The organism is Candidatus Oscillochloris fontis, from assembly GCF_004138135.1.
GTDB classification, from domain to species: Bacteria; Chloroflexota; Chloroflexia; order Chloroflexales; family Chloroflexaceae; genus Oscillochloris; species Oscillochloris fontis.
In genome coordinates this window covers 20,830-33,701 of the sequence record NZ_RYFD01000027.1, presented here as the reverse complement: position 1 = coordinate 33,701, position 12,872 = coordinate 20,830, and the positions used below count along the sequence as shown (strand labels likewise).

The following is a 12,872-nucleotide window of genomic DNA, read 5'->3' as shown; positions in this document are numbered from 1 at the left end:
AAGAATGCGATGCGCGAACTCTACATTGGACAAAAGGCCAGCATCCGTAAGACCATCACCGAGGCTGATGTGGTGCTCTTCGGCTGTGTCACTGGCGACATGAACCCACTCCACACCGACGACATTACCGCACGCGACTCACGCTTTGGCAAGCGCATCGCCCATGGCATGCTCGCCGCCGGACTCATCTCGGCGGTGTTGGGCATGCAACTGCCCGGCCCCGGCACGATCTACCTCAAGCAGACCCTGACCTTCCGCCGCCCGATCTTCATCAACGATACCGTTACAACAACCGTGGAGGTGAAGGAACTGCGTAGCGATAAGCCGATTGCGACGCTCGGAACCACGATCACCAACCAGGATGGGGAGGTGGTCTTGGAGGGCGAGTCACTGGTGATGTTGACGTAGAGAGGCATGCGTTTTTTGACGCAAAGGCGCAAAGACGCAAAGATTTGTATAACTTTGCGTCTTTGCGTCTTTGCGTCAGAAACTGTTCGGGCTACTCAACGCGGCCAGCAGCCCTGAACGATTCACCATGCCCACAAATGCGCCATAGGCATTGATCACCGGCAGCGACTTGACCTTGTGCGCCATCATCAGGCGCACCCCCTCAGCAACCGAGGCATCGGCACGAATCGTGATTGCCGGACAACTCATGATCTCCGAGGCCATACGATCATAGCCCTCGACCTGGATCGCGGCGGGAGCCTTACTCACACTCAACCAAGCCACCAAGCGCCCCAAAGCACTCGGCTGCATGCGCCGCGAGGCGCGCCGCAGCACGTCGCCATCGGTGATGATTCCCTGCACCGTATGGTTGGAATCCAACACCACCACCCGCCGTAGTGGCGAGAGCATCAACGCATTGAGCACCTCCACCACCGGGGCATCGGTCAAGACGGTGGCCGAGGTGGTGATCATCAGATCAGCTATCGTAGCAGGTGCCCCTTCAGGCAGGTGGATCGCCTCTTCGGGATGCTGACGCATCCCCTCAGCCACCGTCTTGAGCAGATCGTAACGACTGACCATCCCCACCAACACGCCACCCGGCCCCACCACTGGCATGCGCTTGCGATCATGGCCCGACATGACGGTAGCCGCTTGCGCCAAGGGCATCTGTTCGGGCAACGTCTCAGGGTTGGGCGTCATCAGATCGGCGGCGGTCTGCGGATGAGTCTCCAAATCAGTCGCCTCAGTCATCTGCATAGTCAAGGGCAGACAGCGTTGCAACCGCACCGACAAACCCTGCGTCCCCCGGTTGAGCAGGTCGCCATCGGTGATGATGCCCACGACCCGGCGTTCGTTGTCAATCACCGGCAATGCACGCAACCGCCGTTCGATCAACAGACTCACAATCGTACTCAGCGAATCATCGGGGTAGACACTCACCACCGCCCGGCTCATCACATCCCCGACCATCAAGTGGCGCGGGAAGGGGTCACGCTCGCGGTGACACACATGCACCACCTCCACCGGAGTGATCGTGATCATGCCATCATGCACCAACGCCCGCAGCGTCGGTAAGACCTGCGCAATACGTTCGGCGTGGTCAATCACCGTAATCACCAGCGGCAGATGGCTGGCCACCTCAATCGCCAGTTCGCTGTGCAGAACGTGATGCCCACCATACCCCGCCACGCCCCGCAAGACCGTTGCGCCGGGGCAACCAGCCTCCCGTAGCGCCTCAATGATCTGCATAGCGGTCGAGCGGCCACGGTGAGTATCACTCTCGGTAATGTAGATCCAGAGTTGTTGGGAGGGTGGGATGTTCATGGGAAGGCTCCACATGGTAGGGAGGACGCTACGCCTCCTTCCATGCTACCACAAGCGGTGGGGTACCCCGATCATCCCGTAGGGGCGAAGCATCGCCCTCCATGGAGCAAGGGAACCCGATCAAGGTTGGTAGGCGATGCTTCGCCCCTACAATGTACCGAACGTAATGCCCATGCGGCTTGCCGCCCCCGAACACCCACCGCAGGTCAACGTGCCCCCAAAGCCCAGCGCAGCCGCAGACTATTACTCACCACAAAGACCGATGAGAAGGCCATCGCCGCTGCGGCCAGGATGGGGCTGAGTTGCCAACCCAACAAGGGGTAAAGTACACCCGCCGCGACTGGGATCAGAACCACATTGTAGAGGAAGGCCCAGAAGAGATTCCAGCGAATCGTGCGCATGGTGGCTTGGCTGAGCCGAATGGCTTGGGTAATGCTGTGCAGGTCGCCGCGCATCAGGGTAATATCGGCGGCCTCCATGGCCACGTCCGCGCCGGTACCAATGGCGATCCCCACATCGGCCTGAGCCAGCGCGGGCGCATCGTTCACCCCATCGCCGACCATCGCCACCACCACGCCCTCGGCCTGCATGCGCTTCACCTCGGCGGCCTTCTCGTGCGGCAGCACCTCGGCGAGTACCCGATCCACCCCCACTTGGGCCGCAATCGCCTCGGCGGTGCGGCGGTTGTCGCCGGTGAGCATCGTCACCACAATGCCCTGCGTGCGCAGTGCGGCGATGGCGCTGGGCGAGGTGACCTTGATCGTGTCGGCGACGGCGATCACGCCGAGCGCCTCCCCATCCAGCGCCACCAGCATAGCGGTTTTCCCTTCAGCCTGAAGCCGTTCGACATGGGCCGAAAGATCGCCGAGTGCGATCCCATGCTCCTGGAGCATGCGCAGCGTCCCGACCACGATCTGGCGCTCCTCCACCGTCGCCACCACCCCAGCACCCGCCACCGCCATAAAATGGGCAGGGGCCACCAACGCCACGCCCTGTGCCCGCGCTGCGGCCACAATCGCCGCCCCCAAGGGATGCTCGGAGCGACTCTCGGCGCAGGCGGCCAGCGCGAGCATATGCACCTGCGCCTCCTGGGCAATCTGGAGCACATCGGTAACAGCCGGTTGGCCCTGAGTGATCGTGCCGGTCTTGTCGAGAATCACCGCCTGGATGTGCGCGGCCCGTTCGAGGCTCTCGGCGTTGCGGATGAGAATCCCGCGCGCCGCGCCGGTGCCCGTGCCGACCATGATCGCGGTGGGTGTGGCCAGACCGAGGGCGCACGGGCAGGCAATCACCAGCACCGCCACCGCAAAGAGCATCGCCTGGGTCGCCCCCACCCCGCCGATCCCCCACCACACCCCAAAGGTGAGCAGCGCTAGGCCGATCACCGCCGGCACAAAGATCGCTGCCACGCGATCTACCAGGTGTTGCACCGGGGCACGCGAGCCTTGCGCCTCTTGCACGAGGTGGATGATCTGGGCCAAGGCGCTCTCGTTGCCAATGCGTAAGGCGCGCAGTTGGAAGCTGCCACTGCGGTTGAGCGTGGCCCCGATCACCTGATCGCCGGGGCGCTTCTCCACCGGCAGGCTCTCGCCCGTCACCATACTCTCATCAACTGCCGACTCGCCGCTGATGATCATGCCATCCACCGGGATCTTCTCACCGGGGCGCACAATGACGATCTCGCCCTTGCGTACCTCGGCCACCGGCACATCCACCTCCTGGCCGCCACGCAACACCCGCGCCAGCTTGGGCTGTAGCCCGATCAGCGCCCGGATGGCCGCGCCGGTTTGGCTCTTGGCGCGTGCTTCAAGGTACTTCCCCACCAAGATGAGCGTAATGATCATCGCGGCGGTCTCGAAGTAGACATGCCCCGGCGCACCACTCAGCAGCAGCAACAAACTGTAGAGATAGGCCACCGAGGAACCCATGGCAATCAGGCTATCCATGTTGGCCGTGCGGGCGCGCAGCGCCTTCCAGGCATGCACATAGTAGTCGCGCCCACTATAGAACTGGACGGGCGTCGCGAGCACCAAGAAGAGCCAGTTGAGCAGATCATTGCGGGCGGGGAGCGACTCCATGGCGGAGTGGCCAGCCATACTGGCCGCAGCCCCGATCCACCACGGTTGGAGCAGGCCGAAATCACGGCTCATGGAGAGCAAGAAGAGCGGCAGACCAAACGCCACACCCACCACCAGTTTGCGGCGCTTGTCGGCCAACTCGTGCGCCCGCGCCGCCGCCTCGACATCCTCCGGCGGGCTGGCATCAGTCGCACTAGTCTCGATCACCCCATACCCGGCACGTTCAATCGCCGTCTTGATCTCATCCGGCCCGACATGCTCCGGCGCAAAGGTGATGCTCGCCCCCTCGGTACTCAGATTGACCCGCGCCTCCAAGACGCCGGGAACCTTCTTTAAGGCCCGCTCCACCCGCATCACACAGGAGGCACACGTCATCCCGGTGACAGGAATGTTGATCTGCTCAGACATAGAAAGCCTCTGTCACGCCTCAAGCCGCTGCACCTCATCATAGCCCGCCTCCTGAATGGCGGCGATGATCGTTGCTGCCTCCAGATCCTGATCATGCTCAACCGTGACGATTTTAGTCGCCAGATCCACCTCAACCCGCTGCACCCCCGCCAACGAACTTACATCGGTGGTGACGGCGCGGACACAGTGCTGACACGAGACGGCGGGCACCAGAAACTTGGCACTGATCATGGGGCAACCTCCTTACTGCAACTTCTCAAAGACCTGTAACAACTCGTTGACGACCCGTTCACGTTCACTGATCGCATCGCTCCGAATAGCCGTGGTGACACATGTGCGCAGGTGCTCGGCCAGAATAATACTGTCGAGCTTGGCCAAGGATTGTTGAATAGCGCGTGTCTGTTTGAGCAGATCGATACAATAGGTATCGGCATCTACCATTCGTTGCACACCACGCACATGACCCTCGATGGTCTTGAGGCGATTGATCAGGTCTTGTTGGTGTTCGCTGCGCATCGGGTGGCTCCTATACCCCTCCCCTGGGGGGAGGGGTATAGTATAGCACAAAAAGATCTTTGTTAGCGCGAAGAAGTTCTGGGGTAACTATTCACACTTGGGGTAAAAGAAATCTCGTATTGACGCAAAGGCGCAAGGACGCAAAGGTTTTGTTGCAGGCTTTGCGCCTCTGCGTCTTTGCGTCAAAAACTGGAAGCTAGGAGAAGTGTGAACAGTTACGTTCTGGGAGGGTGTGACGTAACGTTGCACGGAACCGTCCATGCGTGCGCGGTGGGCGGCCCTCACCCCCTAGCCCCCTCTCCCACTGCGTGGGAGAGGGGGGGATCGAACCCATCGCGCTGCGGAATCACCCCTCTCCCGCGTGCGGGAGAGGGGCCGGGGGTGAGGGCATCGGGCGGCAATGAGTCACATTGCGACGAACCTTGTCTTCGCTTAGGGATGCATGGGGCGCATCACGATGCGCCCCTCCATGTTCCTTACTGGGCAATGCGTTACCGCAAAACGTTACGTGACACCCTCCCGAAAGCTCACTATGGTATAATCTGGGCATCCTACTACCCCCGGCGGTTATTGGACACCGTCATTACGTCTGCACTGATGTTCTATGACACACGTCCTTGAGCAACTGAATCAACTGCTCTCCGCAGCAGTCTTGATTGTCACCTTCTCACTCTTAGCCTACATCACACTGCAAAACTGGCGTAACGATATAACTCGGTCGCTTCTGCTGTTACTGAGTGGTGTGGTGGTTGTCTATGGCGGTGACTTACTGATCAGCCGGGCGAACAACGCCGCCACCACACTCTTTCTGGGGCGGAGCCAGTGGTTCGGCATCACGATTGTACCCGCCGCCTACATCCATCTGGCCAGTGCGCTGCTTGCCCTCAGCTCGCACCGCGAGATCGCCATCCGGCTGCGCTGGTTGGTCTGGTTCGCGTATGCCGGGAGTGCCGTCTTTTTGGGTCTAGTGCTGCTCGGTACCGATCTGATTATTAGTGGTGAACTGCCCAGTGGCCCGGTTGCCCAATTCAGTGCTGGCCCGCTCTTCTGGTCGTATACGCTCTTCTTTCTGATCGGGATGGTCAGTACCCTGCTGGCGGTGATCGACTCGTGGCGCAGCGCCCTCACCCCGGCCCAGCGGCGACGCATGACCTACCTCGGAGCCACCTTTGCCGCTCCCGGCATTGGGGTCTTCCCGTTCCTTGTCTTTGGGATTCCCGCCATCCTGCCGGAGAGCATCATCATGATCCTTCAGGCCATCGCCAGCCTGATCGTGATCGTGATGATCACCGTGATGACCTACAGCGTCGCGTTTCACGGCGTGCTCCTGCCGGACCGCCTGATCAAACAGGACTTCATCCGCTGGTGGCTCTATGGCCCCTTCGTCGGCATCATGATCATTCTCTTCATCCAATCTATGCCCGTCTTTGAGCGCTTACTAGGACTCCCCCGCGATACGCTGCTCACCTTTGGGGTAATGATCATGACCGTACTCATGCCGATCTTTGTGAGTCGCATCCGACCCTTGTTGGATGCACTAGTCTATCATCAAGACCATGACGAGATTGACTACCTGCGCAATCTGCCGCGCAGCACCTTTACGCGCGCCGATCTGCGTTCACTGCTTGAGAACTCGCTGGTGGCGATCTGTGGAGCGCTGCGGGTCGAGACGGGGTTTGTGGTTGCGCCCGGCAATGATGGTTTTACGGTTAAGGCCATCTCTGGCTCACGCCGCGAGGTGAAGCGCTTTGTTGGCGAGCATCCCCTCGATACGCTGGTGCCCCAGATCGAGCGCCTGCCTCCTCACGATACCGAGGGGCTACTACCAACCGACGCCTTTCTCGACTGTAACAACTTCTGCCTGATGCCGCTGCGCAGCCCCGATGGAGCCTTCTTGGGAGCACTCGGCATCGCCTTACCCCCCGATCAGATGCGTCAGGCAAGTACGATTGATCCCAGTGTGCGCCACCTGATCGGCGTCTTGGCCCACCAGATGGAGTTGGCACTCTCGACCGTGCAGATGCAGCAACTCATCTTCGACGCCCTGCGCGGGCTTAGCCCGGAGATCCAGTCGCTGCAACAGATCTCCTCGCGCATTGAACAGGCAACTCCGGCTGAGTTGGCCAAGATTGATAACGATCTCATCCTTAATCCCGACTTCGCGCAGATGGTCAAGGATGCCCTAACCCAGTTTTGGGGCGGCCCCAAACTCTCCGATAGCCCCTTGCTCGGATTGCGCACCGTGCAACGCCTGCTCCACGAACAAGGCGGCAGCCCGACCCGTGCGCTCCAAGCAGTATTACGTCAAGCAATCGCCAACCTGCGCCCGCACGAACAACTCGATCCCTCAGCCCAGGAGTGGTTGCTCTATAATCTGCTTGAGGGTCGTTTTTTGCAACGCAAGACCGTGCGGGATGTCGCGCATCGCTTATCCATGAGTGAGTCGGACTTCTACCGCAAGCAACGTATCGCGGTCGAAGAGGTCGCTCGCCAACTCACGCTGATGGAGGGCAGTGAATCATGAGAGTACTCTTGGCCGAAGATGAACCCGACATCCAGATGATCACCCGCATGGCCCTCGAAGATGGCGGATGCACCGTCGTGGCGGTCAGCGATGGTCAAGCAGTGCTTGAACGGGTTCGTAACGAAACCTTTGATGTGATCTTGCTGGATGTGATGATGCCACGGATTGATGGCTTTACCGCTTGTGCGCGCCTACACGCCGACCCACAAACCTGCCACATACCGGTGATCTTCCTCACCGCCAAATCGCAGGAACTTGAGGTTCAACGCGGCCTGGAGATAGGCGCACGCGGGTATATTGTCAAGCCCTTTGATGTTTTTAGTCTCGTTGATCGAATCAGCGCTATCCTCGGAAACCACAACCCATAAGCCGTTCCAACACGGGCCAACCTACCATGATCATTCCACCACGTAGCCCATCAGAGGGGTGTGGGGGTGGCGACCCTGAATGGGTCGCTAGCCTCGACATCCTCGAATCAGCCGCCCTCCGCACACTCTATGCGTCCAGTCGTCAATTTGCCTGCGCTACCAACCGCAGCGAAATTCTCGATCTGCTCGTCCATGGGGTGTATGCACTCACCGGCATGCCGAATGCGATCTTTGCCTCTACATCAACATCCGAGCGGCTGCGGCGCACAGCGGAATTCCATCTCCCTGCTGGTGCCCACACCGAAATTGAACTCGCCCCCCACATCGTGGCCATGCTTGATGTTCGTGGTGCGCTGGTAGCCGATGAGCGTTCGCCAGAATGGGCCACCCTCGCCACAAGTATGTGCACGAGTGGGCCATGGCTGATATTGCCAGTAACGATCCCGCCCCAACCCCACGCTCTGCTGATCGTCGCCCATACCAAAGGGCCACTCGCATCCACCCAACACGCCGCCTTGCTGAATCTGGTGAGCGATGCCTGTCGGGCGCTGGATCGCATCGCCCGCGCTGAAGCGATCTGGCACGATACCAACCTGAGCCACTCTAACCGCATTCTCGCAGCGGTCAATGCCGTTACCGATATCGGCCTGCTTTACAGTAATGTCATTGACCAAATGCTCAATGCGATCCTGAATCAGATCCTCAATGCATTGAACCTCGCCGCCGGGGCCATCCTGCTCTATAACGATGAATCGGAGGATCTGGAGGTCGCCTCGGCCTTGGTGAGTAGCCAGCATGGCCAGCATAGCGACCTCATCACCCTCTGGCAAGCGGCGCTCCTCCCCACCAGCATCGCCGAGGCCCGCAAGGCCGCCAACCAAGGCCAGGTCTTGGTGAGTAGTAGTAGCGATCTGCAAGGCTTCCAGTGTCATCTAGGAGTGGCCCAGTTGATCAGTGTGCCACTGCTGGCCGGCGGCTGGCTCACCGGGGTGTTGCAGGTGGTGACGAATGATCATACCTCGATCAACCAGTATCAGTCCCAGATCCTCCATATTCTGGCCCGCCAGACAGCGGTGGCGATAGAGAATGCGCGCCTCTTTGCCCAGACCCGCAACGATCAAGAACGCACCAGCGCTGTGGTTGATGCAACTAATGATGCCATCCTGATGCTCGATGAGCGCCGCCGGGTCATGATCATCAACCGGCGGGCGCGCTTCTTCTTTGGGATCGCGGAGCGCGAGTTGCAAGAGAAGGATCTCGACCAACTGAGTGTCATCTTCAATCGGATCTTTGAAGACCCGCCACGCTTCCATGGCTGGCTACGCCAACTGTTGCGCTCGCCTACCGAGCGCGTGGTCGCCGAGTTCCGTATCGTCCGCCCCGAACCACGCCTGCTGCAATGCTTCTCGGCCCCCGTTATGGATGTACACGACCGCTACCTGGGGCGGATCTTGGTCTTCCGCGACATCACCCGCGAACGCGAGGTGGAACGCATGAAGAGTGAGTTTGTCTCGAATGTCTCGCATGAATTGCGCACACCGCTGACGAGCATCCAGGGTGCCCTGCAACTGGTGTTAGGGCCAAAACGCACCGGCAGCGAGGGCTTACCACAACGTGCCCGCGATCTGCTCAGCGTCTCGCTCAATAATACCGAACGGCTGATCCGGCTGATCAATGATATTCTTGATGTGGCCAAGATTGAACAGGGCCGCATCGAACTGCGCCGTGAAACCCTGTCCGTGGATGAACTCTGTCGCGCTGCCGCCGCCGAGATGCACGCCTTTGCGAATCATCGCGGGATTAGTATTGATATTGACCTGCAACCTGGGATACCCAGTGTTCTCGCCGATCATGACCGCTCGACCCAAATCCTGATCAATCTGCTCTCTAATGCGATCAAGTTCTCATCCAGTGGCCAGTCGGTTCTGCTCAGTGCGCGCACCGATGGGAGTATGGTCTATTTCTCGGTACGCGACTGGGGGCGCGGGATTGATCTTGCGAATCAGGAGCGGATCTTCCATAAGTTCGTGCAGATTGATAGCTCGGCCACCCGTGATGTGGGTGGGACAGGGCTGGGCCTCTCGATCTCCAAGGCGCTGGTGGAAGAACAGGGCGGGCGGATCTGGTTAGAGAGTAACCTCGGCCACGGTAGTACCTTCTCCTTCACCCTGCCGGTCGCCCCTGGCATCTCCACCCATGGTGATCAGATCATCCAAGAGGCGTTGGCAGTGGTTGCCACCCGACAATTGCATGTTCTTGTGGTCGATGATGACCGCTATGTGCGCCCGGTGCTGGTGCGGCTGCTCCAACGCCACGGCTTGCGCGTCACCAATGTGGCTGATGGCCTGACCGCTCTGACGATCATTGAGCAGGCCCGCCCCGATGTGGTTCTGCTCGATATCAAGATGCCCGGTATTGATGGTACCGAAGTCCTGCGCCGGATCAAGGAGAATCCGCTGACGGCAATGACACGAGTGATCATCCTGACCGCCAATGACCTTGGCGAGTCGCTTCAGTCACAGGTACTGCGTCTGGGAGCCGACGGCTATCTGGAAAAGCCAATCACCTACGAGCGGCTAATCAGTATGGTGATGTCGCCTCGGATGCCCGACGAGGACCACCATGAACTCTAGCTCGGTCGATCTAGATCGTTTTGTCCATACGCTGATCTCACCGCTTACGGCACTCCAAGGGGCGGTAGGCTTATTGCGCCGCTCACGCGAAGATGAGCAGCGTGCGCTCCTGCTCTTGGCAACCATTGAGCGCAATATTGAACGTCTCCGCCTCGCTTGTGATCAGATTCTGACCCACGCGCAGATCGTGGATAGCCACGTCCGCATCGAGTTGCCAACGGGGATGATCGGCAAGACGCATAGCCCAACCAACCCGGTACAGCCGCCAGCAACACAGCGCAGCCCGGTTGCGACCCACTACCATGGCCCGCTTGCGACCCCTAACCAGCCCTCACAGCACCAGAATCTGCTCCTGATCATGAACCCGACCAGCATCTCTGCGAACCTGATCATGGAGCTAGAGGTGCGCGGGCACCACCTGATCTGGGCCAACGAGACCAGCGCCGGGATCGATCTGGCGCGCCAAGTACGACCGGGGATCATCATTCTCGATCCGCATCTGGATGCCCAAGCTAATCTGATCGGCCAGATCCTCAACGAAGATCCCGAAACCAAGATGATCCCGCTCATCTTGCTGCCTGATACGGCCACTAGACCAAGCAACGATGATACCTGGCTCCTCGAACAGATCGAGATCTGTCTTCACCTCACCTGTAACCATCGCCATAGTATGCCCCACATCCTGATCGTTGAGGATGAACCCGACATCGCCTACCTGATCGCCGCGCAGTTCTCTAGCGAAGGCTACATGACGACGGTGGTGAGTAGTGGTGCCGAGGCGTTGCGGATTGTGCGCAAGCAGCAGTTTGATCTCATACTGCTCGATCTGTTGCTGCCCGATATAGATGGCTTTACGGTGCTAGGCGGTTTGCGTGTCCAACCCGAAACCCAACTCACCCCGATCATTCTGCTGTCGGCGATCAATTCACCTGCCGACAAGGTACGCGGATTGCAGCTTGGAGCCGATGATTACATCACCAAACCCTTTAGCGATGTTGAATTGAATGCGCGCGTCCAAGCCGCGATGCGCCGCAGTGAACGCGAAGGTGGCGCGAATCCCTCCACCCGCCTACCGGGGAATATCGCCATCGAACGTGCGATTAGCCAACGGATTGAGCAGCGCGATCCTCCTTTTGCCGTCTGTTATTGCGATCTGGACAACTTCAAAGCCTATAACGACACCTACGGCTTCCTCAAGGGCGATGCGGTGATCCAACGCACCGCCCAGATCCTGCTCGATGCCGTGCGCGAGTTTGGCAACCCCGACGATTTTGTTGGCCATATTGGCGGTGATGATTTTGTGGTGATCACCAGCCTTGATCGGCTTGAGACGATCTGCCACAACGCTATCACTCGTTTCGATACCACAGCCCCGCTCTTCTACGACCGCGAGGCACGCCAACGCGGCTATATCAGTGGCCACGACCGCCAGGGCCATCCTAGCATCTACCCGCTCGTGAGCATCTCGATCATTGCGGTCAGTTCGCGCCTGCGCCACCCCAGCCACCCCGGCGAAGTCGCCCAGCGCTCAGTCGATCCAAAAAAACGCGCCAAACACATGCCGGGGAGTATCTTCATTATTGAGGAGTAGCGCCTACAGGCTCGCCACTACCTCAACCCCGTTCTGGGCCATCGAGTGCAGGAAGAGCGCATGGTGCAGATCACCATCATGCGCCATGATCCCCAACTGCTGCGCCACCTCCACCGGCGTATCAAAGGTGTCTACCACTGCGGCTGCAACGATCACCCGCCGCTGGAGGTTGAGCGCATTCGCCTCTAGGCGCAGGTGCATAGCCGCACTAAAGACACACAGATCGGTACAATCCCCCACCACCACAAAGGTATCTACCGCTGAATGCGCCGCCATCCATGCGCCAAGGGTTGTGCCGAGGTGCGAACTGAGCGAGTTCTTGGCAATCGTGGTGATCTGATCCGCAAAGGGTAACGCGGCTAACTCAGCGACCGTCGCACTCTCCGGGGTTCCGGCGAGGCAGTGTGGGGGGTAACAGGCAAACTCCGGTGCCTGCGGATCGTGGGTATCCTGAGTGAGAACAAAGTTACGCACCCCCAACGCATAGGCGCGGGTGAAGAGATCAACCACGCCGGGAATCAGCGCCGCGACACGTGGCCCAGCCAATGGCCCAATCGTGCAGAAGCCGTTGATCAGATCAATCGAGAAGATCGCCACCCGCTCCGGCTGATCGCCAACCAGAGTAGCCAGATCCCCGGCGGGCAAGTTGGCGTACCAAGCATCCACGTAGGCCAAGAAGGGTAGCGCGGTGCGGCAGAGGTTGAGTTCGCGGGTCATAGGAGCCTCCGATTGATTTTAGTGTATTATTGACACTAATTATAAATCCCCCAACGGTGGTTGTCAAGTTCCTATTTCGGGGCATATGCAACGTTGTTGGGGCAAGCCCCAGGCCCCAATTGGTGGCGTGTTTTGGTGGCTTCGCCGCCAAAACACACCACCAAAGATCTTCGGGGCGGCGTCGCCACCCCCCGAACCCCACCGGAGGTGACTTTGCGCATGCCCTACTTCTGGGAAGCTTGAAGCTTCCCGGAAGCACAGAAA

General features: G+C 59.5%; 10 protein-coding genes. 5 read left to right on the top strand and 5 right to left on the bottom strand.

Features of this window, described 5'->3' with window-relative positions:
• The first annotated feature begins 9 nt into the window (after window positions 1-9).
• Window positions 10-408, top strand: a complete 399-nt coding sequence (locus tag EKD03_RS11315) for a MaoC family dehydratase (RefSeq protein WP_129630648.1) — start codon at window positions 10-12, stop codon at window positions 406-408.
• Window positions 409-483: 75 nt separating this feature from the next.
• Here the strand turns inward: EKD03_RS11315 and EKD03_RS11310 are convergent, their stop codons facing one another.
• The 4 genes from EKD03_RS11310 to EKD03_RS11295 form a co-directional block, all read right to left on the bottom strand.
• On the bottom strand, window positions 484-1,773 hold the full coding sequence (locus EKD03_RS11310; protein ID WP_129630646.1) for a DUF190 domain-containing protein: 1,290 nt from the start codon (window positions 1,771-1,773) through the stop codon (window positions 484-486).
• A gap of 206 nt (window positions 1,774-1,979) precedes the next feature.
• Complete coding sequence (locus tag EKD03_RS11305) at window positions 1,980-4,259, bottom strand: heavy metal translocating P-type ATPase (RefSeq protein WP_129630644.1); 2,280 nt, start codon at window positions 4,257-4,259, stop codon at window positions 1,980-1,982.
• A 12-nt stretch (window positions 4,260-4,271) separates the two neighbouring features.
• Complete coding sequence (locus EKD03_RS11300) at window positions 4,272-4,490, bottom strand: heavy-metal-associated domain-containing protein (protein WP_129630642.1); 219 nt, start codon at window positions 4,488-4,490, stop codon at window positions 4,272-4,274.
• A gap of 12 nt (window positions 4,491-4,502) precedes the next feature.
• Entirely contained in the window at window positions 4,503-4,775 is a 273-nt protein-coding gene (locus tag EKD03_RS11295) for a metal-sensitive transcriptional regulator (RefSeq protein WP_129630640.1), read from the bottom strand.
• Window positions 4,776-5,379: 604 nt separating this feature from the next.
• On the opposite strand from EKD03_RS11295, the gene EKD03_RS11290 reads away from it, so the two are divergent.
• The 4 genes from EKD03_RS11290 to EKD03_RS11275 are packed head-to-tail and all read left to right on the top strand — an operon-like array spanning window position 5,380 to window position 11,891.
• Window positions 5,380-7,299 carry a hypothetical protein gene (locus EKD03_RS11290; protein ID WP_129630638.1) on the top strand — a complete coding sequence of 640 codons (1,920 nt, stop codon included), beginning with the start codon at window positions 5,380-5,382 and terminating at the stop codon, window positions 7,297-7,299.
• Window positions 7,296-7,667: a response regulator transcription factor gene (locus EKD03_RS11285; protein WP_129630636.1), complete on the top strand. Its 372-nt coding sequence runs from the start codon at window positions 7,296-7,298 to the stop codon at window positions 7,665-7,667. Before EKD03_RS11290 ends, EKD03_RS11285 begins: the two co-directional genes overlap by 4 nt.
• 26 nt (window positions 7,668-7,693) lie before the next feature.
• Window positions 7,694-10,300, top strand: a complete 2,607-nt coding sequence (locus EKD03_RS11280; RefSeq protein WP_129630634.1) for a response regulator — start codon at window positions 7,694-7,696, stop codon at window positions 10,298-10,300.
• Window positions 10,290-11,891 carry a response regulator gene (locus tag EKD03_RS11275; protein WP_129630632.1) on the top strand — a complete coding sequence of 534 codons (1,602 nt, stop codon included), beginning with the start codon at window positions 10,290-10,292 and terminating at the stop codon, window positions 11,889-11,891. The genes EKD03_RS11280 and EKD03_RS11275 overlap by 11 nt, the downstream gene beginning before the upstream one ends.
• A gap of 3 nt (window positions 11,892-11,894) precedes the next feature.
• Here the strand turns inward: EKD03_RS11275 and EKD03_RS11270 are convergent, their stop codons facing one another.
• The gene (locus EKD03_RS11270) at window positions 11,895-12,608 is read right to left on the bottom strand and encodes a cysteine hydrolase family protein (protein ID WP_129630630.1); all 714 of its coding nucleotides are present in this window, start codon (window positions 12,606-12,608) and stop codon (window positions 11,895-11,897) included.
• Window positions 12,609-12,872: the final 264 nt, after the last annotated feature.

Bases quoted from the DNA above. Each gene is read 5' to 3' on its own strand.
- EKD03_RS11315 (WP_129630648.1), top strand. From the start codon at position 10: ATGCGCGAACTCTACATTGGACAAAAGGCCAGCATCCGTAAGACCATC.
- EKD03_RS11310 (WP_129630646.1), bottom strand. From the start codon at position 1,773: ATGAACATCCCACCCTCCCAACAACTCTGGATCTACATTACCGAGAGT.
- EKD03_RS11305 (WP_129630644.1), bottom strand. From the start codon at position 4,259: ATGTCTGAGCAGATCAACATTCCTGTCACCGGGATGACGTGTGCCTCC.
- EKD03_RS11300 (WP_129630642.1), bottom strand. From the start codon at position 4,490: ATGATCAGTGCCAAGTTTCTGGTGCCCGCCGTCTCGTGTCAGCACTGT.
- EKD03_RS11295 (WP_129630640.1), bottom strand. From the start codon at position 4,775: ATGCGCAGCGAACACCAACAAGACCTGATCAATCGCCTCAAGACCATC.
- EKD03_RS11290 (WP_129630638.1), top strand. From the start codon at position 5,380: ATGACACACGTCCTTGAGCAACTGAATCAACTGCTCTCCGCAGCAGTC.
- EKD03_RS11285 (WP_129630636.1), top strand. From the start codon at position 7,296: ATGAGAGTACTCTTGGCCGAAGATGAACCCGACATCCAGATGATCACC.
- EKD03_RS11280 (WP_129630634.1), top strand. From the start codon at position 7,694: ATGATCATTCCACCACGTAGCCCATCAGAGGGGTGTGGGGGTGGCGAC.
- EKD03_RS11275 (WP_129630632.1), top strand. From the start codon at position 10,290: ATGAACTCTAGCTCGGTCGATCTAGATCGTTTTGTCCATACGCTGATC.
- EKD03_RS11270 (WP_129630630.1), bottom strand. From the start codon at position 12,608: ATGACCCGCGAACTCAACCTCTGCCGCACCGCGCTACCCTTCTTGGCC.